The organism is uncultured Lutibacter sp. (assembly GCF_947493565.1).
Lineage (GTDB): Bacteria > Bacteroidota > Bacteroidia > Flavobacteriales > Flavobacteriaceae > Lutibacter > Lutibacter aestuarii.
This window is the reverse complement of sequence record NZ_CANLRG010000001.1, coordinates 89019-110129: the sequence shown is the minus strand read 5'-3', so window position 1 is coordinate 110129 and position 21111 is coordinate 89019. Positions and strand designations below refer to the sequence as shown.

The 21111-nt window shown below is 30.3% G+C and carries 22 protein-coding genes; 10 read left to right on the top strand and 12 right to left on the bottom strand.

All coding sequences use genetic code 11. From position 1 onward, the window contains the following. The first annotated feature begins 72 nt into the window (after positions 1–72). The 4 genes from ppdK to Q0714_RS00465 all read left to right on the top strand — a co-directional run bounded on the left by ppdK (position 73) and on the right by Q0714_RS00465 (position 4627). Complete coding sequence (ppdK, locus tag Q0714_RS00480; RefSeq protein WP_298262328.1) at positions 73–2802, top strand: pyruvate, phosphate dikinase; 2730 nt, start codon at positions 73–75, stop codon at positions 2800–2802. Between the two features lie 89 nt (positions 2803–2891). Then, on the top strand, positions 2892–3653 hold the full coding sequence (locus Q0714_RS00475; protein WP_298262327.1) for a DUF2520 domain-containing protein: 762 nt from the start codon (positions 2892–2894) through the stop codon (positions 3651–3653). Beyond that, a complete protein-coding gene (locus Q0714_RS00470; RefSeq protein WP_298262326.1) occupies positions 3637–4164 on the top strand; it encodes an HAD family hydrolase in 528 nt (175 codons plus the stop codon). The genes Q0714_RS00475 and Q0714_RS00470 overlap by 17 nt, the downstream gene beginning before the upstream one ends. 28 nt (positions 4165–4192) lie before the next feature. Then, the gene (locus tag Q0714_RS00465; RefSeq protein ID WP_298262325.1) at positions 4193–4627 is read left to right on the top strand and encodes a DUF2147 domain-containing protein; all 435 of its coding nucleotides are present in this window, start codon (positions 4193–4195) and stop codon (positions 4625–4627) included. A gap of 36 nt (positions 4628–4663) precedes the next feature. Here the strand turns inward: Q0714_RS00465 and Q0714_RS00460 are convergent, their stop codons facing one another. After that, positions 4664–5305 carry a protein-L-isoaspartate(D-aspartate) O-methyltransferase gene (locus tag Q0714_RS00460; RefSeq protein ID WP_298262324.1) on the bottom strand — a complete coding sequence of 214 codons (642 nt, stop codon included), beginning with the start codon at positions 5303–5305 and terminating at the stop codon, positions 4664–4666. An 86-nt stretch (positions 5306–5391) separates the two neighbouring features. Between Q0714_RS00460 and Q0714_RS00455 the strand changes: the two genes are divergently transcribed. From Q0714_RS00455 to Q0714_RS00445, 3 genes are read left to right on the top strand one after another with little or no spacing between them, the layout of a single operon-like run. Then, positions 5392–6351, top strand: coding sequence for a Gfo/Idh/MocA family oxidoreductase (locus Q0714_RS00455; RefSeq protein WP_298262599.1), 960 nt, complete (start codon positions 5392–5394; stop codon positions 6349–6351). Between the two features lies 1 nt (position 6352). Beyond that, positions 6353–7135: a PhzF family phenazine biosynthesis protein gene (locus tag Q0714_RS00450; RefSeq protein WP_298262323.1), complete on the top strand. Its 783-nt coding sequence runs from the start codon at positions 6353–6355 to the stop codon at positions 7133–7135. Between the two features lie 4 nt (positions 7136–7139). Beyond that, positions 7140–8027, top strand: coding sequence for a 3-hydroxyacyl-CoA dehydrogenase family protein (locus tag Q0714_RS00445; RefSeq protein WP_298262322.1), 888 nt, complete (start codon positions 7140–7142; stop codon positions 8025–8027). A 34-nt stretch (positions 8028–8061) separates the two neighbouring features. On the opposite strand, the gene Q0714_RS00440 is transcribed toward Q0714_RS00445, so the two are convergent. The 5 genes from Q0714_RS00440 to Q0714_RS00420 all read right to left on the bottom strand — a co-directional run bounded on the left by Q0714_RS00440 (position 8062) and on the right by Q0714_RS00420 (position 12983). Further along, positions 8062–8442, bottom strand: a complete 381-nt coding sequence (locus Q0714_RS00440) for a hypothetical protein (RefSeq protein ID WP_298262321.1) — start codon at positions 8440–8442, stop codon at positions 8062–8064. 185 nt (positions 8443–8627) lie between these two features. Next, complete coding sequence (locus Q0714_RS00435) at positions 8628–9740, bottom strand: efflux RND transporter periplasmic adaptor subunit (protein ID WP_298262320.1); 1113 nt, start codon at positions 9738–9740, stop codon at positions 8628–8630. Positions 9741–9810: 70 nt separating this feature from the next. Then, entirely contained in the window at positions 9811–11055 is a 1245-nt protein-coding gene (locus Q0714_RS00430; RefSeq protein ID WP_298262319.1) for an ABC transporter permease, read from the bottom strand. A gap of 2 nt (positions 11056–11057) precedes the next feature. Further along, the gene (locus Q0714_RS00425) at positions 11058–12287 is read right to left on the bottom strand and encodes an ABC transporter permease (RefSeq protein WP_298262318.1); all 1230 of its coding nucleotides are present in this window, start codon (positions 12285–12287) and stop codon (positions 11058–11060) included. Positions 12288–12290: 3 nt separating this feature from the next. Next, complete coding sequence (locus tag Q0714_RS00420; RefSeq protein WP_298262317.1) at positions 12291–12983, bottom strand: ABC transporter ATP-binding protein; 693 nt, start codon at positions 12981–12983, stop codon at positions 12291–12293. A gap of 88 nt (positions 12984–13071) precedes the next feature. Here Q0714_RS00420 and Q0714_RS00415 point away from each other — a divergent pair, with 88 nt between their 5' ends. After that, a complete protein-coding gene (locus tag Q0714_RS00415; protein WP_298262316.1) occupies positions 13072–13479 on the top strand; it encodes a thiol-disulfide oxidoreductase DCC family protein in 408 nt (135 codons plus the stop codon). Between the two features lie 10 nt (positions 13480–13489). Here Q0714_RS00415 and Q0714_RS00410 read toward each other — a convergent pair whose 3' ends face one another. Both Q0714_RS00410 and Q0714_RS00405 read right to left on the bottom strand, forming a co-directional pair. Then, on the bottom strand, positions 13490–14794 hold the full coding sequence (locus Q0714_RS00410) for a dicarboxylate/amino acid:cation symporter (protein ID WP_298262315.1): 1305 nt from the start codon (positions 14792–14794) through the stop codon (positions 13490–13492). Positions 14795–14908: 114 nt separating this feature from the next. After that, positions 14909–15397 (bottom strand): hypothetical protein, encoded by a 489-nt coding sequence (locus Q0714_RS00405; protein WP_298262314.1) that lies wholly within the window; start codon positions 15395–15397, stop codon positions 14909–14911. Between the two features lie 173 nt (positions 15398–15570). Here Q0714_RS00405 and Q0714_RS00400 point away from each other — a divergent pair, with 173 nt between their 5' ends. After that, the gene (locus Q0714_RS00400) at positions 15571–16191 is read left to right on the top strand and encodes a DUF937 domain-containing protein (protein ID WP_298262313.1); all 621 of its coding nucleotides are present in this window, start codon (positions 15571–15573) and stop codon (positions 16189–16191) included. 107 nt (positions 16192–16298) lie between these two features. After that, the gene (locus tag Q0714_RS00395; RefSeq protein ID WP_298262312.1) at positions 16299–16604 is read left to right on the top strand and encodes a DUF6787 family protein; all 306 of its coding nucleotides are present in this window, start codon (positions 16299–16301) and stop codon (positions 16602–16604) included. Here the strand turns inward: Q0714_RS00395 and Q0714_RS00390 are convergent. The 4 genes from Q0714_RS00390 to Q0714_RS00375 form a co-directional block, all read right to left on the bottom strand. Continuing rightward, a complete protein-coding gene (locus Q0714_RS00390; RefSeq protein ID WP_298262311.1) occupies positions 16591–16875 on the bottom strand; it encodes a hypothetical protein in 285 nt (94 codons plus the stop codon). The genes Q0714_RS00395 and Q0714_RS00390 overlap by 14 nt on opposite strands. Positions 16876–16914: 39 nt before the next feature. Continuing rightward, complete coding sequence (msrA, locus tag Q0714_RS00385) at positions 16915–17460, bottom strand: peptide-methionine (S)-S-oxide reductase MsrA (RefSeq protein WP_298262598.1); 546 nt, start codon at positions 17458–17460, stop codon at positions 16915–16917. A 151-nt stretch (positions 17461–17611) separates the two neighbouring features. Beyond that, positions 17612–18634: a low specificity L-threonine aldolase gene (locus Q0714_RS00380; protein ID WP_298262310.1), complete on the bottom strand. Its 1023-nt coding sequence runs from the start codon at positions 18632–18634 to the stop codon at positions 17612–17614. Positions 18635–18652: 18 nt separating this feature from the next. Then, positions 18653–21082: a zinc-dependent metalloprotease gene (locus Q0714_RS00375; RefSeq protein WP_298262309.1), complete on the bottom strand. Its 2430-nt coding sequence runs from the start codon at positions 21080–21082 to the stop codon at positions 18653–18655. Between the last annotated feature and the right edge of the window lie 29 nt (positions 21083–21111).

Sequence of the window (21111 nt, the reverse complement as noted above, 5' to 3'; positions counted from 1 at the left end):
ATAATAATCTTAAATCCCTCTCCGTAAATTTGTGATCTTAAATATAAAGATTAACATAAATATAAATAAAAGATGGAGACGCTACAAGAAGTCAAAACAAGAGTTTACAAGTTCGGAAATAAAACCGCAGATGGAAATAGTCAAATGAAGAACCTTTTAGGTGGAAAAGGGGCAAACTTAGCAGAAATGAGTTTAATTGGAATTCCAGTTCCTCCTGGTTTTACAATTACTACAGAGGTTTGTACTGAATATAACTTGCTTGGAAAAGACACTGTTGTAGAAATGATTAAACCTGAAGTTGAAAAATCAATTGAAAATATTGAAAATATAATGGGAGCTAAATTTGGTGACAAAGACAACCCATTATTAGTTTCTGTTCGTTCTGGAGCAAGAGTTTCTATGCCTGGTATGATGGATACCGTATTAAATTTAGGATTAAATGATGAAGTTGTAATTGGTTTAGCAAAGAAAACTAACAACGAACGTTTTGCTTGGGATTCATATAGACGATTTGTACAAATGTACGGAGATGTTGTTTTAGGGATGAAACCAGAATCAAAAGAAGACATCGATCCTTTTGAAGAAATTATGGAGCACTTGAAAGATAAAAGAGGTATTGAATTAGATACTGAATTTACAATTCAAGATTTAAAAGACTTAGTGTACGACTTCAAAGATGCTGTTAAAAAACGTACAGGACATGATTTCCCTTCAAATCCTTGGGATCAACTTTGGGGAGCAGTAGTAGCTGTATTTAATAGTTGGAATGGTGATAGAGCAGTTTATTATAGAAATATGCACGGATATCCAGCAGATTGGGGTACAGCAGTTAACGTACAAGCAATGGTGTATGGAAACATGGGTGAAAACTCAGGAACAGGTGTTTGCTTTACACGTGATGCTGGTACTGGTGAAAATATTTTTAACGGAGAATATTTAATTAATGCACAAGGTGAAGATGTTGTAGCAGGTACTAGAACTCCTCAACAAATTACAAAAACTGGTTCGTTACGTTGGGCTGAATTAGCAAAAGTTGAAGAAGAAGATAGAGTAACAAATTATCCTTCTTTAGAAGAATTGATGCCTTCTATTTATAAAGAATTAAACGAATACCAAGAAAAACTAGAAAAACATTATTCTGACATGCAAGATATGGAGTTTACTATGCAAGATGGTAAACTTTGGATTTTACAAACTAGAAATGGTAAACGTACTGGTGCTGCAATGGTTAAAATTGCAATAGATATGCTAAAAGAAGGTTTAATTGATGAAAAAGAAGCCTTACTTCGTATTGAACCAAACAAACTAGATGAATTATTACACCCAATTTTTGACCCTAAAGCGTTAAAAGCTGCCAATGTAATAGCACAAGGTTTACCTGCATCTCCAGGTGCTGCAACTGGTAAAATTGTTTTCTTCGCAGATGAAGCTGCAAAATACAAAAACAGTATTTTAGTACGTATTGAAACTTCTCCTGAAGATTTAGAAGGAATGAACATTGCAAAAGGTATTTTAACTGCACGCGGCGGTATGACATCTCACGCAGCTGTAGTTGCTCGTGGAATGGGTAAATGTTGTGTATCTGGAGCAGGTGCTTTAAAAATTGATTATAAAAATCGTATACTTAAAGTAGATGGTCACGAATATCATGAAGGTGACTGGATTTCATTAAACGGTTCTACTGGAAATATTATTGAAGGAAAAGTTGCAACTATTGAGCCTGAATTAAGTGGTGAATTTGCTGAAATTATGAATTTATCTGACAAGTATGCTACTATGCAAGTTAGAACAAATGCTGATACCCCAAAAGATGCTAAAGTTGCACGTAATTTTGGAGCTCAAGGAATTGGTTTAACAAGAACCGAACATATGTTCTTTGAAGTTGACCGTATCAAAGCAATGCGTGAAATGATTTTAGCAGATACTGTTAAAGGTCGTAAAGAGGCTTTAAAGGAATTATTACCTATGCAACGTGAAGATTTTGAAGGTATTTTTGAAGCTATGGAAGGGCTACCTGTAACCGTTCGTTTACTAGACCCACCATTACATGAGTTTGTACCTCATCAATTAGCAACTCAAAAAGATTTAGCTGATGAAATGCATATTTCTTTAGAAGCTGTTAAAAATAAAGTTTCTGAATTAGAAGAATTTAATCCAATGCTTGGTCATAGAGGTTGTAGATTAGGAATTACATATCCTGAAATTACTGAAATGCAAGCTAGAGCTATTATTGAAGCTGCCTTAAATTTAAAAGCTAAAGGTATTGTTGCTAAACCTGAAATTATGATTCCATTAATTGGTACATTAGCTGAATTTGAAAGTCAAGAAAAAATCATTAGAGATACTGCTAATACTGTTTTTGAAGAATACAACGATACTATTGAGTATTTAGTAGGTACTATGATTGAAATTCCTAGAGCTGCTCTAACAGCTGATTTAATTGCTCAAAAAGCTGAATTCTTCTCTTTTGGAACAAACGATTTAACTCAAATGGCTTTTGGATACTCTCGTGACGATGCTGGTAAATTCTTACCTATTTATATTGAAAAAGGAATTTTAAAAGTTGATCCTTTTGAAGTATTAGATCAAGAAGGTGTTGGTCAATTAGTTAAAATGGGTACTGAAAAAGGTAGAAGTACAAAAAAAGAATTAAAAGTTGGTATTTGTGGCGAACACGGAGGCGAACCAAGTTCAGTAGAATTCTGTTATAAAACAGGTATGAATTATGTAAGTTGTTCTCCTTTTAGAGTGCCGATTGCTCGTATTGCTTCTGCACAAGCTGCAATTAAAAGTGAAAAATAATTTAAATTAAATAAATTGGTTAACATTAAAATTCCATCTTTTTAAAAGGTGGAATTTTTTTTATACTTCATATAAAGTATCTTCGCAATATGATAAAAGTTTGTATACTTGGCGGAGGCAATGTAGCATATCATTTAACAAATATTTTGTTGAAAACAAAAAATATTGAACTGGTTCAAGTTTATAACAGAACACTTAACCATATAAAATATTTAGAGAAATTCACTTTAATTACCAATTCATTAAATCAACTTAAAGAAGCTGATATTTACATTATTTGTATTTCAGATAATTGTATAGAAACCATCTCTAAAAAACTAAATTTTAAAAATAAACTTGTTGTTCATACTTCAGGAGGCATTGGTATTGATGAACTAAAATGTCAGGCAAATAAAGGTGTCTTTTACTTGCTTCAATCTTTTTCAAAAGAACGAGCTGTAAATTTTAAAGAAATCCCTATTTGTTATGAAGCTACTTTGAAAAAAGATGAAGAATTGTTAGAAAAATTAGCTAAATCAATATCAAATCATTGTTATAAAATAAATTCAAACCAAAGAAAAAGTATCCATGTAGCAGCGGTTTTTGTCAATAATTTTGTAAATCATTTATATCATATAGGAAATGAAATTTGTAAAAAAAATAAAGTTCCATTTGAAATTTTATGGCCAATTATTAAAGAAACAGCAGCTAAAATAGAAACATTAACTCCTTTAGAAGCACAAACAGGACCTGCAAAAAGAAACGATACTAAAACTCTTAAAAAACATCAAGCAATGTTAACCCAAAATCAGCAAGAAATTTATACATTGCTCACAAAATCTATTTTCAATACTTATGGAGAAAAGTTATAAAGAACTAATGCCACAAATAAACACCTTTATATTTGATGTAGATGGTGTTTTAACCAATGGAATTATTACAATTACTACAAATGGAGAACTTATTAGAAACATGTCTGTTAAAGATGGTTATGCATTAAAAACTGCTATTAATTTAGGGTATAATATTTGTATTATTTCTGGAGGGAGTAACGAAGGTGTTCGATCTAGATTAGAAGGTTTAGGAATCAAAGACATCTATTTAGGAACACACAATAAAACTATTCAATTAAACGATTATTTAAAAAAGAAAAATATAAAAATTGAAAATGTATTGTATATGGGTGATGATATTCCTGATTTCCCTGTAATGAAAGAAGTAGGCTTACCTTGTTGTCCTAAAGATGCTGTTCCTGAAATTCAGGATATTTCTTTATATATTTCTCAAAAAAAAGGAGGTAATGGTTGTGTGAGAGATGTTATTGAACAAGTTCTAAAAGTTCAAGGAAAGTGGGATTATCAATTTGATGCTAAAACAGATTAATACAATTTTAAAATAAAATAGTTAAACCATGAAAAAAATAATATCCCTTAGTATTTACTTATTAGTTATTGGAGTTTTAAACACTTACTCACAATCTATTTTTGGAAAATGGAAAACCATTGATGATGAAACTGGTAATGAAAAATCAATAGTAGAAATTTATCAAAAAGATGGCAAAGCCTATGCTAAAATTATTCAACTTTTAGAAAAAGGAAAAGAAGATAAAGTGTGTGATAAATGCAAAGGTGCTAATAAAAATAAACCTATTAAAGGCATGGTAATCATAAACGGACTTTCAAAAGATGATGATGAATGGAACGGTGCAAAAATATTAGATCCAAAAACTGGAAAAGAATACAAATGTTATATAACACTTGATACACCTAATAAATTAAAAGTAAGAGGTTATATTGGTTTTGCCTTAATTGGAAGAACACAATATTGGCATAGACTTGCTGAGTAGCATTTACCTTCTCAAATAAATTATTTAAGGTGAATTTTAATTTCGTTCTTTTAACATAGGCACAAATTTAAATTCACCTAATTCGTGTTTTTCAAAATCTTTTTCACTTTTTCTAATAAAAAGAGTCATAATTTGCACTTCATCTCCAACAGGTATTACCAACCTAGCACCTATTTTAAGTTGTGCTAATAAAGGATTAGGAACAAATGGGGCACCAGCGGTTACAATAATTCCATCAAAAGGAGCAAATTCGGGCATTCCTTTATAACCATCACCAAAAACTATTTTTTTAGGTTTATACCCTAATTTTGGTAAAAATAATTTTGTTTTTTTAAATAATTCCAATTGTCTTTCAATGGTAAAAACTTTAACTCCCATTTCTATTAAAACTGCTGTTTGATATCCAGAACCTGTTCCAATCTCTAAAATTTGATCGTTAGGTTTAATTTTTAAGAGTTCGGTTTGAAAAGCTACGGTATAAGGCTGAGAAATGGTTTGTTCTGCAGCAATAGGAAACGCTTTATCTTGATAAGCAAAATCTACAAAACCAGAATCCATAAATAAATGTCGAGGCACATTAGCAATAGCATTCAAAACATTTTTATCACTAATACCCTTCTTTGTAATTGTTTTTACTAATTGATTTCTAAGACCTTGATGTTTATGCGTATCTTTCACTAATAATTTAAATTTGAGTTGCTAAAAATAGGAATAAATGCGCAAAGATTGTTATTTTTGCTTACATAAAAATAAACAATCTTATGATGCTAAAAGCAGGAGTTTTAGGAGCCGGTCATCTTGGCAAAATTCACTTAAAATTATTAAATCAATCCGATAAATACGAATTAGTAGGTTTTTATGATCCTATTGAAGAAAATGCACAAAAGGTAGCTGAAGAATTTGGGTACACTAAATTCAACTCTATTGATGAGTTAATTGAAGCTGTTGATGTTGTTGATATTGTAACTCCTACTCTTTCACATTTTGATTGCGCTAAAAAAGCTATTGAAAAAGGGAAACATATTTTTATTGAAAAACCAATAACTAAAACTGTTGAAGAAGCTGAAACATTAATAACTTTAGCTGATAAACACCAAGTAAAAGGGCAAGTTGGTCATGTAGAACGATTTAATCCAGCATTTACTGCGGTAAAAAGCTCCATAGCAAACCCTATGTTTATTGAAACACATAGATTGGCTGAATTTAATCCTAGAGGAACAGATGTACCTGTTGTATTAGATTTAATGATTCATGACATTGATGTTATTTTAAGTGTAGTGAATTCAAAAGTTAAAAATGTACACGCAAGTGGAGTTTCAGTTATTAGTGACACTCCTGATATTGCCAATGCGCGAATAGAATTTGAAAACGGTTGTGTAGCTAACCTTACCGCTAGTAGAATTTCACTTAAAAACATGCGTAAATCACGTTTTTTCCAACGCGATGCTTATATTGCGGTTGATTTCTTTGAAAAAGCAACAGAAGTTGTTAAAATGAAAGACGCCCCTAAAAACCCAGGAGATTTTGACATGATTCTTCAAAATGCTGAAGGTATAAAAAAACAAATTTATTTTGAAAACCCAACAATTGAAGCTAATAATGCTATTTTAGATGAATTAGAAACTTTTGCTAATGCCATTAACAATAACACAACTCCAATTGTTACCTTAGAGCAAGGCACCGAAGCTTTGAGAGTAGCTCATATGATAATAAACGATTTTTAAAATGACTATTTATCAAGTTGATGCTTTTACCAACAAATTATTTAAAGGAAACCCCGCTGCGGTTTGTCCTTTAAGTCAATGGATTTCAAATGAATTAATGCAAGCCATAGCTGAAGAAAATAATTTATCTGAAACTGTTTTTTTTGTTGAAAAAGAAAATCATTTTGAAATAAAATGGTACACACCAACTTGCGAAATTGATTTATGTGGACACGCTACATTAGCCGCTGCTCATATTATTTTTTCAGAATTTAACTATCAACATAAAAAAATAGAATTTCATTCCAAAAGTGGAATTTTAAGCGTAACAAAAAATAACGATTGGTACACGCTTAATTTCCCATCTGAGAAATATCAAGAAATTGTTACTCCTCAACTTTTACAAGAAGCGTTAAATTGTACTATCATAAAAACATTTACAGGCAAATGGAAATGTATGGTAGTGCTAAAAGATGAAGAAACTATACAAAACTTGAAACCAAATTTTAGCAAATTAAAAAAAGTAGCATTCTCTGGTATTATTGTGACGGCTAAAGGGGAAAATACAGATTTTGTTTCTCGTTTTTTTGCTCCAAAAATTGGTATTGATGAAGATCCAGTAACTGGATCTGCTCACACGTTACTTATACCCTATTGGGCTTCAAAATTGAATAAAAATAAATTAACCGCTAAACAGCTTTCAAAAAGGACAGGTTTATTAAATTGCGAATATTTAAATAACCGAGTTGAAATAAGTGGACAAGCAATTACTTATTTAAAAGGTCAACTAACATTAAAATTATAAACCAATGAAAAATATTGCAGTTATAGGAGCTGGTACTATGGGAAATGGCATAGCTCATGTGTTTGCTCAAAACAATTACAACGTTCATTTAATAGATATTTCTCAAGATGCTATTAATAAAGGAATTTCTACCATTACTAAAAATCTCGATAGATTATTAGCTAAAGAAAAAATTACTGAAGCCACTAAAACTCAAACACTAAATAATATAACTTCATTTACTTCTATTGTAGAAGGTGTAAAAAATATTGATTTAGTTGTAGAAGCTGCAACCGAAAATGTAGATTTAAAGCTTAAAATTTTTAAGCAATTAGACGATGTAGCTCCTCAAAATGCTATTTTGGCATCAAATACTTCATCAATTTCAATTACCAAAATTGCCGCAGCCACCAAAAGACCCGAAAAAGTTATTGGAATGCATTTTATGAATCCTGTTCCAATTATGAAATTGGTTGAAATTATTAGAGGTTATAATACCAGTAATAACGTAACCAAAACTATTATGGAACTTTCCGAAAAGCTACATAAAGTACCAGTTGAAGTAAATGATTACCCAGGATTTGTTGCTAATAGAATTTTAATGCCAATGTTAAATGAAGCTATTGAAACACTTTATAATGGTGTTGCTGGTGTTTATGAAATTGACACAGTAATGAAGTTAGGTATGGCACATCCAATGGGACCTTTACAGTTAGCTGATTTTATTGGTTTAGATGTGTGTTTATCTATTTTAAATGTAATGTATGATGGATTTAAAAATCCAAAATATGCTCCATGTCCACTATTGGTAAATATGGTACAAGCTGGTAAGTTAGGTGCAAAATCTGGAGAAGGATTTTATGATTATTCAACCTCAAAAAAGGCTGAAATAATATCCAAACAGTTTCAATAACAAAAAAAGCCGCATTTAGCGGCTTTTTTAATTTTTACAAATACTTTAAGAAGAAATCCATCATATCTTCTTTTAATTGGTAATGCATTTTTACAAAAGTTTTCATTTCATCTTTCAATAAAATTTGTTTTTCTTGAAATACTATTTCTTGTGAATTATCCACTTTAGCTTTAGCCAATTCACGTTTTTTCATTCTAATTCTATGTCTTAAATGACCCATTACTTCACGTTCACGAATTATTTTATTTTGAAACCCTTCTAATTGTATCATAACCTCATTTCCAAGATTACGCATAGCTACATGTTCTAATTTTTCTTCAAAATAATCCATTTCACTTTCTTGAAATTTTAATTCTCTTTTCCAAACATCTAAGTTGAAATTAAGATCACTTAAGAATACTAACTGACTTTCCATATACGAATTGCTTTTAATATTATACTATAAAGTTCATTATTTTATTTTAATTTTTCTCTGATATAAATCATATAATAATTGTTTAAACAGAGATTGTTGCTTTTAAATAAGTACTTGTATAAAGATACAAAAAAAGCGTCTTAATTAAAATTAAAACGCTTTTTATAAATAGTTTTTTTTAACTATTAATTATTCCCTTCTTCTTCCTCTTTTTTGGAAGTTTTATTCCATATTTTAATATCATCATCTAAAGTAACACCTGATAATATTTCAACATTGATTCCATCTGAAATTCCTAATTCTACATCACGTCTTTCAAATTCTTGATCACCAACTTTGACTTCCACATAAGGAGTTTCTGTTTTTTTATCAAATTGTAATAATGCTTCTTTAATAGATAAAACACTGTCTTTTTTATCTAAAACTATATCTGCATTGGCACTATAACCTGCACGTACAAAAAACTCATCGTCTAGCGTTACATCTCCTTTAATTTTAAATTGAACTGCACCATTTTCTTCAGTTCCTTTTGGAGCAATAAAGTTTAATTTAGCTGGATACTTCTTTTTTTCTATCGCTCCTAATGATACTTCTAATACAGTTCCATTTTTTATTTTACCTACTTCAGCCTCATCTACTTTACCTTCAAAAATCATTTTTGTCATGTCAGCAATTGTAGCAATGGTAGTTCCAGCATTAAATGTGTTACTTTCAATTACTTGATTTCCTTTACGAACTGGAATTTCTAATATAGTTCCCGAAATTTCTGCTTTTACAAAAGTATTTGCTGTTTTTCCCATTCCAGCAGCTGAACCTTTTTTGATAATTTGAAGGTTATCTTGAGCATTTCTTAAATCTTGTAATGCACTATTATAATTTAACTCAGCAGTTTCAAATTCTTGTTCAGAAATAACCCCTTTCTCAAAAAGTTTTTTATTTCTATCATATAATGTTTTTGAGTTATCAAAACGTAATTGAGCATTTTTAACATTCCCTTGTGCACTATTTAAAGATTGAACATTAGGAACTACTCTAATGGTAGCTATTAGGTCACCAACTTCAACTTGTGCTCCTTCTTCAACAAAAATTTCTTCAATTATTCCTGAAACTTTAGGTTTAATTTCAGCCTCCTCCAACGGAACTACTTTTCCTGTAGCTACTGTTTTTTTAACTATATTAGTTTTAAAAGCTTTTTCTGTTTCATATTGAATGGGTGATTTGCTATTTTTAGCTCCAAACCAAAGCAAAACAGCTATTAGTGCTACTGCTATTCCTCCAAAAATTAATGTTTTTTTCATTAGTTATTTATTTTCTTATTAGTTGTTTTTTTATTAAATATGTTGAAAAATAGTACTTAAATTATTTTTCTTACTCTTCTCTTAATGCTTCAATTGGTCTAATGCTTACTGCGGTTTGCGCTGGTATTAACCCAATTAATGTTCCTAAAACTACCAAGGTAACAGCTGCAATAATTATTACAGGAATATCTACTGTTGGATTTGTTAATGCGGCCTCTGGGCCACTCCCAATTGTAGCGTCTATCAGCATTAATACAAGGCCTCCAAATATAATTCCAAGCGCTCCTGCAATGCTAGTTAAAAATACAGACTCTAATATAATTTGTCGTTTAATTTCCCAAGGTTTTGCACCAATTGCACGTCTAATCCCAATTTCCTTGGTTCTTTCTTTTACAGTAATTAATAAAATATTTCCAATAGCAAATACTCCAGCAATTAATGTTGCTATACCCACAAACCAAGTTAAAAATTGCATTCCAGTTAAAAAACCTGTTACTTGAGCAATTCTTTCCCCTAAATTAAAACTTCCAAAGGCTCTTTCATCTTGAGGATGAACCTTATGTAAATTTCTTAAAAGTAATTTAACATCAGCTTCAATTTGTTTGATATCATATTCAGGTTTACCTGTAATCATCATCCATCCGATAGTATTTCCCCTATTATAAACTTGTTGAAAAGTAGTAAAAGGAATGTGTATATTTCCTTGTGGACCTCCAGTACCAACTTGACCTTGTTTGTACATACCAACCACATTGTAATTAATATTATTAATCTTTATATATTGTCCTATAGGGTACACATCTTTATCAAATAATTGTTTATAAATTTCTTCTTCAATAACACAAACTTTTTTCTTTTCTTTAATATCATTGTCATTTATAAATCTTCCATACACCAAATCTTTCTTTTGAACTTTATCTAGCTCTGGATAATCACCAAAGATTCCGAAATTACCAGATTTAAAATTATTAATAGCTAATGCCTGTGTTTGATGACGTGGCACCACAAATTCAAGACCTTCAATTTCATTTTTAATATTATCTAAATCCGTCATTTTTAAAGTGAGTCCTTTACCTTCTTGAAATCCTTTAAAAGGTTTACTTGTTGATTGCGCCCACACAAAAACACTATTTGTTGCAAAATTTCCAAATAACTTGTTAAAATTATTTTCAACGCCTTTTGCTGCACCTAATAATACAACCAATAAAAAAATACCCCACATAACCCCTATGATAGTAATTCCAGTACGCATTTTATTTTTACGTATGCTACTATAAATTTCTTGCCATGTATCTTTATCAAATAAAAAACTCATAATTATTCGTCATTTAGTGCTACAATTGGTTTAATACTTGCTGCTCTTTTTGCTGGAATATAGCCTGCAATGGTACCTGCTATAACTAATACAATTGTAGCCCCTACTACAACATACGTTTCTACACTTGGGTTTAAAATGAAATATTTTTCTAAACTATCTCCTAAAGATTCTAATGCGAAAACACCTAATAACAATCCTGAATATCCTGCGATAGCGGTCACAAATATTGATTCCATCATAATCATGCCTACAATAGACTTAGGAGTAGCTCCTAGAGCTTTTCTAATACCAAGTTCTTTAGTACGTTCTTTTACTATATAAACCATTATATTGCTAATCCCAATAATACCAGCTACAAGTGTACCTATACCTATAAATAAAATAATTATATTTAATACCCCCATAAACTGCTCAACATTTTTAGTTCCTTCGGCATAATTTCTTACTCTAATTGCTCCTTGATCTCTTGGATCAACACTATGCTTTTCTTTTAACAATTTTGTTAATGAGTTTGTGAATGCTAATGCCTGATCAACTGTCAATTTTGGATTGAATGTGAGTCCTATATAATCTAACTCATCATTAGGTTTATACATTCCTTGAAAAGTGGTGAAAGGGGTGTAAATATAGCGTTCATCATTGTCTCCTCCAGGATCATTAAAAACACCTACAACTTTATAAGAAATACCTTCAATATTAATATTCTTACCTAAAGCATGTTTGTTCCCAAATAAATCTTTTTCAACAAGTCTTCCTATAGCTACTACTTTAGACCTTCTTTCCAAATCTAAATAAGTTAAAAATCTACCATCTTGAATAACAGCTGACTCTAAAGGTTGATAATCTGGATAAACACCTCTAACATTATATCTGTTTTGCTCTCCTTTATAAATCACCTGCATATTACGCTGAATATTGGGGCTGAAAAATTGAATTTTATCTTCAAATTTTTCATTTATAAATTTCATATCATCATTTCTATATTGAATTCTTCTACCACTTTGCAACCCTTTATACGGTTTTGTAGTTCTTCCAGAATTTATATATACTGAATTTGTAGCATCACCTGCAAATTGTTTTTCAAATGTATGTTTCAATCCATTTCCAACACCAAATAATAAGGTAAATAGCAAAATTGCAAATGCTATGGTAAAACCGGATAAAGCAGTTCTCAACTTATTTTTATTAAGTGCTTGGAATATTTCTTGCCAACGGTCTATATCAAACATACCTTATGCTTTTGATTTTTTTAGAGTTTTTTCATCACTAATAATTACTCCATCCTTTAAACGTACAATTCTATCTGTTTCTTCTGCAATATCTTCTTCGTGAGTAATTACAAAAACCGTCATACCTTCTCTGTTAATTTCTTTTAACAATTCCATTACAGAATGTGATGTTGTTGAATCTAATGCTCCTGTAGGCTCATCTGCCAATACAACTTTTGGCTTAGTAACCAATGCCCTAGCTATAGCAACACGTTGTTTTTGTCCTCCAGAAAGCTCACTAGGTAAATGATTTGCCCAATCGGCAATGCCCACTTTATCTAAATATTGAAGTGCTATTTTTTGACGTTCTTTTCTTCCCATTCCTTGATAATATAATGGAAGAGCAACATTTTCTAAAGCTGATTTATAATTAATTAAATTAAACGATTGAAAGACAAATCCTAAAAATTTATTTCTTAATATAGCTGCCTTTTTTTCATCTAAGTTTTCAATTAATTGACCATTTAAATAATAGTTTCCAGCATCATGGTTATCTAATAAACCAACAATATTTAACAACGTTGATTTTCCTGAACCTGATGACCCCATAATGGAAACAAATTCTCCTTCTTTTATGTGTAAATCTAGTCCTTTTAAAACATGTAATGAGTCTTTTCCTATTGGATATGATTTGTGTAGTTTTTCAATCTTAATCATTTGGGTTTGTTGTTTTAAACGAATTTATAAATTGCTATTGAGAGATGCTATTAATTTTTTGTTAAAAGAAAATACTTAATTTTACCTCATGAACATTTATAAAAACAAATCTATTATTCTTTTTGATGGTGTTTGTAACCTTTGTAATTCCTCAGTTAATTTTATAATTAAACACGATAAAAAGAAATATTTTTTATTTGCCTCACTACAATCAGACGCAGCAAAAGAAATTTTGTTACATCATTCTTTGAATAAAATTATTTTTGATTCAATTATTTTAATTGAAGACACTATTGTTTATGAAAAATCTACAGCAGTTTTAAGAATTGCAAAGAAGTTAAATAATGGATTTCAACTACTCTATATTTTTATCTTGATTCCTAAAATATTACGTGATAAAATATATGATTATATTGCCAAAAATAGGTACAAATGGTATGGCAAAAAAAATACCTGTATGCTTCCTTCTAAAGATTTAAAAAGTCGATTTTTATAACTATCAAAAATTATTTTTTATGGTAATTGTCATCCCATTCCTTTACTTTAGGTTTATGAAGTTTTCCTAAAGACTTTGCAACTAACATAGAAACAGAGGCATCTCCTGTTACATTTACAGTGGTTCTACACATATCTAATGGTCTGTCAATAGCAAATATTAAAGCCAAACCTGCTTCGGGTATACCTGCTTGACCTAAAACTATTACTAGCATTACCATTCCTGCCCCTGGTACAGCAGCAGAACCTATACTAGCTAAAGTTGCTGTGGCAATAATTCCTAATTGAACACCGAAAGATAAATCCATTCCAAACGCTTGAGCTATAAAAACAGCAGCTACTGCTTGATACAAACTTGTACCATCCATATTAATTGTTGCTCCAATTGGCAAAACAAAACTACTAACTTCTTCATCTACACCTAAATGTTCTGTTACTCTTTCCATAGTTACTGGTAATGTGGCTGCACTACTACTTGTTGAAAAAGCCAATAATTGAGCAGGAGAAATACCCTTTAAAAACGTTGATGGATTTTTTTTTGCAATCATCCAAACAATTATATTGTAAAAAGTAATCATTAAAATTAATCCTAAAATTACCGTAAAAGCATACCAAACAAGTGCTTTAAATAAATCAATACTTGGAGATTCTACAACCAATGCTGCCAATAATGCAAACACACCATAAGGAGCTGCAAGCATAATAAGGTCAATCATTTTCAATATCACTTCATTAAAACCATCAAAGAAATTTTTGACAGGTTTTGCTTTTTTTTCAGGAATTAAAATTAATCCAATTCCAAAAAATATGGCAAAAAATATGACTTGGAGCATGTTTTTATTTTCGGTAGAAGCTCCAAAAATATTGTCGGGAACGATATCAACCAACGCTTGTAAAGGACCACTACTTTTTTGTTTGTCAGCTTCCTCTTTATATTTCATAGCATCTCCACTATAATTTTGAACAAGTTCTTGACGTGTGTCTTCAGATATTGAATTTCCAGGCTTAATAACATTAACAAGCATTAACCCTATAGAAACTGCAACTATAGTAGTAATTAAATACAAACCGATAGTTCTTCCTCCCATTTTTGAAAGTTTTGAAATATCCTTTAAATCTGAAACCCCTTTTATTAACGAAGCCAATATTAAAGGCACAGCAATTAATTTTAAAGCATTGATAAATATTTTTCCAAAAGGTTTTATCCAATCTTGTACTATTTCTTTACCTCCTTCAAACTGGGTGAATACTAATCCTACTAAAACACCCAAAGCCATTCCTATTAATATTTGCCAGTGCAATGCTATTTTTTTCATTGAAATATTTTAAAATTCTCGGAAAGATAAAAAAATACAATTAAAAATACGGTGTGTTTTAAACATAAAAAAAAGCACTAAAAGTGCTTTTTCATTATAAATCAGTGTTTTGCTTTAAAATTGATACCTTAAAGAAATCGCTAAATCTAAATCGGTATCTTTACCATAATCACCAATAACTCCAATTTCTGGTCTAAAATCTAATGAAATTAATAGTGGGATTTCAAAATTATATTCAATTCCAATATTTCCATCAGCGTTTACAAATACTCCATCATCACCATTTCCAATATATTTGTTTCCATTACTCCAAAAACCAATACCAGCACCAAAACCTACATACCAATTAAAACCTTCATCAATATTCCAAACCCATTGGTAAATTCCTGAAAGTTTAAAAGCATCATATCTATCATGGTCTCTATATCCTAAATCCAATTCTAATCTATTTATTTCAGATAGTTGATGTTGATAAGAAATTTCACCTCCAAAACCATCATTATCACCTAATCGAATACCTAATGCATGTTTAGAAATTTCTTGTGATTGAGAAGTGAAAATCATTCCTAAAAATAAACTTAAACCTAAAAATACTTTTTTCATATTGTTAAAATTTTATAATTATTGCTTGTTTATTACAAAGTCTGTGCCATTTAAAATACAACGATTCATGAGTTTTTTTATTTTAAAGCAATCTTTTATTTTTAAACTTGATTTTATATTGATATCATTATTTTTATGTATTTTCAACCATAATTTTAAACTAAAAAAATAAAATGGCAGGATTAATAGATTTATTGAACAGTGATTTAGGAAAAAACTTAATAAACAACGCTAGTTCACAATTAGGAGAAAATAAAGTAAAAACAACATCGGCAATATCAACAGCTTTACCTTTAATTTTAGGTGCTCTAAAAAATAATACATCTACCCAAAAAGGTGCAGAAGGTGTGCTAGGCGCATTATCCAATAAACATGATGGTAGTATTTTAGACAATTTAACAGATGTACTAGGAAATAAAGATATATTGACCGATGGGGCTGGTATTTTAGGTCATATTTTTAATGGTAAACAACAAAATGTTGCAAAGGCTGTCAGTACAAAAAGTGGTATTGATATGAGTTCTGCTATGAGTTTATTAAAAATGTTAGCTCCAGTTATTATGGGATATTTGGGAAAACAATCTCGTCAAAAAAATATTGAAGATGCTAATGGAGTTGATAATTTATTAGGAAATTTATTAGGGTCTGGTGCACAAAAAGAACAAAGTTTAGTAACCCAAATATTGGATGCAGATGGTGACGGTAGTGTGATAGATGATATTATTGGCATGGCTGCAGGTGGTAAAAAGAAAGCTGGTTTAGGAGGTTTATTAGGAGGCTTGTTTGGAAAGTAAATTAATTACATAGAATACATAAAAGGTGAAGCTTTGCTTCACCTTTTTTTCGTTGAAAAATTTTCATTTTAAAATATAAATGTATTTTTGTGGCGAAACAAAATCACATGGAGAAATTAAAAAAACGTTGGGGACTAACTTCTAACTTTCAAGTTCTGCTTATTATTATTGTATTTTCAATAAATGGTTCTTTTGCTGCTTGGGTTGCAAAACCGGTTACTGAAATTGTAGGTATAAGCGAAGAAAATCCTTGGGTTTTTTGGCCAATTAGAATTTTATTGATATTCATTATTTATCAAATAACACTCCCTTTGGTAGGTTTTTGTTTCGGTCAATTTAAATTCTTTTGGAATTTTTTCACTAAAAAAATACTACTAAGAATTGGTTTGAAAAAACTTTTTAAGGAAGTTTAGTTGCTGTTTCTTTTTTAAGAAGGTATTTATAAATCCACGTTAATGTAAAAGTTGGCAAAAAATCTGTTCCAAAAATACCTGCTTCTTCTATAAATGATACCAATCCGGCAATTTTACCTTCGGTGCCTTTAAACATTTTATAAATTAAATAAGATGATAACGGAGCCCAAATTACATCGGCAAACTCACCTATAAATGGAATTACAAAACTAAGCATTCCAATTGCATCAAATAAAATGCTTAAAAAAAGTAATTTATATTTCTTTGTCATAGGATTTTTTTAAAATTTTATTGCAATAAAAATACCAAATTAATTTTCCTTTAACTTGTCTTTATATTTTTTTATAAATTTTTCTAATTTAGGATTAATTACCGCTCTACAATAACCTTGGTTTTTATTATTATTGTAATAATTTTGATGATAATCTTCTGCTTTATAAAATGCTTCAAATTTAGTTACTTCAGTAACAATAGGGTTATCAAATATCTCCGCTTTGGTTAAGGCTTCTATAAAATTTTCTGCAACTTTTTTTTGAGCTTCAGAGTGATAAAAAACTGCAGAACGATATTGGGTACCTATATCATAACCTTGTCTATTTAAAGTTGTAGGATCGTGAGTACTAAAAAATACATCTAAAATTTCTTGAAATGAAATAATTGATGGATTAAATTGAATTTCAATGGCTTCTGCATGTCCAGTTCTACCTGTAGTTACTTCCCTATAAGCTGGGTTTTTAATAGTGCCTCCTGAATATCCTGATGTAACAGACTCTACTCCTTTCAATCTTTGAAAAATTGCCTCAGTACACCAAAAACACCCATTAGCTAAAGTGGCCGTTTCAAGTTTTTTTGTCATTGCTAATGATTTTGTTGTTTGTTTTGTTTGCGAAAAATTTATGGTTATTGCAAAAACACAAAAAAGAATACTCACTAAAATTTTATTCATTTTATTTATTTTTTTAGTAAGACGTAAAAACGAATATTAAATTACACTCCTCATGTAATTTCTAAATATTTTCAAGTGTTGAAACTACTCTTTCTAACATTTCTTCTGTAAAATCTAAATGAGTTACCATGCGTAATTTACCTTGTCCCATAGAAATTAATGAAATACCTGCTCTATTTAGTCGTTGAATAAAATCTTGCTCATTAATAGAATCTATAACATTAAAAATAATGATATTTGTTTCAATTGGCTCTACGTTTTTAACCAGTTCACAATTTTGAAGAGCTACTCCAATAATTTTTGCTCTTGTATGATCAATTGCTAACCTCTCTACATGATTGTCTAAGGCATAAATTCCCGCAGCTGCTAAATATCCAACCTGACGCATAGCTCCACCAAAAAGTTTTCTAACTCTTAAAGCTTTTTCTATATGCTTTTTAGTGCCCAATAATACTGATCCTATAGGGGCTCCAAGACCTTTTGACAAACAAATAGAAATCGTGTCAAAAACCTCACCATATTGCTTAGGAGTTTCATTTTTGGCTACTAACGCATTAAACAATCTAGCACCATCCAAATGCAATGCTAAATTATTAGCTGTACAAACTTTTTTTATTTTCAATATCTCTTCAAAATCCCAGCAAGCACCTCCACCTTTATTGGTGGTATTTTCTAAAGTTACTAGCCTAGCATAAGGCACATGAATATCTGATCTACCCCCTAAAACAGCTTCACTTAACTGGTTTGTTGTAAACATTCCTCTTGAACCATCAATTAAGTGAGAAGTTACTCCAGAATTTGCAGCTGCCCCTCCACCTTCATAATTATATACGTGTGCATACTTATCGCAAAACATTTTATCTCCCGGTTGGGTATGAATTTTAATTCCTGTTTGGTTAGCCATTGTACCCGAAGGAAAAAATAAGGCATCTTCCATTCCAAACATTTTGGCAATTTTTTCTTGAAGCTTATTTACCGTTGGATCAGTTTTAAAAACATCATCTCCAACTTCAGCATTCAACATTGCCTTTAACATGCCTTTTGTAGGTTTAGTTACAGTATCACTAATTAAATTTATTTGCATAGTTTAAATTAAATTATTTTATAAATGTCCAAAATTACAACTTACACTTCCAATAGGCGAACCATCAGGAATTTTAGGTGAATTCTTTTTTTCAAATTGTTTAGGATTAGCTAAAAAATTGTTAATCAATTCAATATAGCCTTCTTCATACATACGAGTTAAACTATCTTCTTTAGTCTTTTTATTCCTATTCTGATAAAACCAATTTTTCAATTCCTTTACCTTAGCTAAGGTAATAGATTTTACTTGAAAAGTGGCACTACTATTACTACATAATTCCAATAAATTTTGAAGTACAACAGCATTTATACTTTGTTGAATTTCGTTTTCATAGGTGCTTTTATAGTGCTTTTTAAAAGTTGACTCAACTACTATATCAATCATTTCATCTAAGCCTAGTTGGTTTTTAAAAAGTGCTTTCTGCTGTATCATTCTTGAAGCTCTTTGTGAATTAAACAATAAATCCAACACTAATTCTGAAGCTGTTGAAGCCGCATTTAAAGCGTCAAAAGCAACACCATTTTTTGAACCAAAAGACTCCCTACTTCTATTATAGTTATAAGCTCTAGGCGGAAATAATTCTAATAAATTTATTGGAATTTTCAACGTTTCAACACTAATAGCATTCAATAAGCTTTGTAATGCTTCTTTTTCAATTAAAGCATCTATAGGTTTTACAATAGTTTGATTATCACCTTTTAGAGCATATGAATAATCCAAACCTCCGATTAATTTTGAAGTTGCTTCAACCTGATATCTATGAAAAAAGTATAACGGAACAAAAACATCTTCTAAAACTGAATATGGCTGATTTTTATTTATGTTTTTAACTGAAAAATTATTAATAGCTGTTTCTCTCACTTTCAAAATTCTATCTAGTTCTTTTGCTGGGTTTGTACCATTATCCCATAAATGTGCATATATATGAGCCCCACCTTGAGCACGAGCATCAGAATCTGCGATAAATTTCATTCCTCTTTTAATCGAACTTTCAATAATAGTATTTAAGGCATCTTCCTCATTCACATTTTTAGGAAAATCTTGATAAGAATATGCAACAGTTACTTTATCCCAATCACCAATTCCTTTTTCATAAGCTTTAGATACATCAATTTTATTATTGATTAATTTCACATAAGGGTGTGGATAATCCATTACCGAAGACCTATTATTATAACTTGCAGCAAAATTGTGAGTAAAGCCTAAAGTATGACCTATTTCATGTGCAGAAAGCTGTCTAATTCTTGCTAAAGCCAATTGCAACAATGGGTTTTCATCACCCGTTTTTTCAGAAACACCTAATAGTGCTTGTGCTATTAAATAATCCTGACGTATTCTTAATGAACCTAAACTAACATGGCCTTTTAAAATTTCACCAGTTCGTGGGTCTACAATACTTGCACCATAAGACCAGCCCCTTGTACTTCTATGTACCCATTGCACAACATTATATCTAATATCTAAAGGATCTGCTCCTTCAGGCAATACTTTAAACTGAAATGCATTTTTATAACCTGCAGCTTCAAATGCTTCATTCCACCAACTTCCACCTTCTAAAAGTGCTGATTTAATGGGCTCAGGTGCTCCCCTATCTAAATAATAAACAATTGGTTCTTTTGCTTCACTAATAGTAGCATCTGGGTCTTTTTTTTTTAATCTATGTCGAATTATAAAACGTTTTTTAATTGGTTCTTCAATAGGAGTTGCATAATCTAAATATGAAAAACCTATAGCTCCAGAACGTGGATCAAATTTTCTCATTTTGTAATTATCATCCGGCAATTCAATAAATGAATGATGTTGGCGAACGGTAACAAAAGATGAATTTGGAGTTACACTTCTAATAAATTTTCCTTTTGCATCACCTTCAAAAGTCAAGATAGCCTCAAATTCAACATTTTTAGGAAATGCCTTTGTGCGTTCCATAAAAAAAGCACTTTTACTTAAATCTAATTTATAGTTTCCTTGCTTAGCATTTTGAAGTTTTCCTGCAACATTATGTGCATCTCGTAAAAAAAACTTGGATGCATCTATTAAATAGCTTTCTTTATTTTTTTCTTCAATAGGAAATCCAAATAAAACAGATTGAGCAAAAGCTTCTTCAACTGATTTTTTTTCTTCAATATTATTACTAACAGCTCTGTAATTTTGGTTAGGTTGTATTAATAATAATTTATTTCCTGCCTTTATAAATTTTACCACAGCTGTATTCCCTAACTGGCCTCTATCTATACCTATATCGTTAGATCCTATACCAGCTGCCAAAGAATTTACATACAAAAATTCTTCATTTAAATTATTTACTTCAATAAAAATTCTGTCAGTAGAAGCATCGTAATAAAAATTAAAATAACCTTTAAATTGCTCCAATTCTTTTACTTTTTGAAAACCTTGTGCAACTATTTGCTGAGATAGAAAAAAAATAAATACATAAATAAAATGTTTCATAAAATAGATTTTTAATTAGTAGATTAATG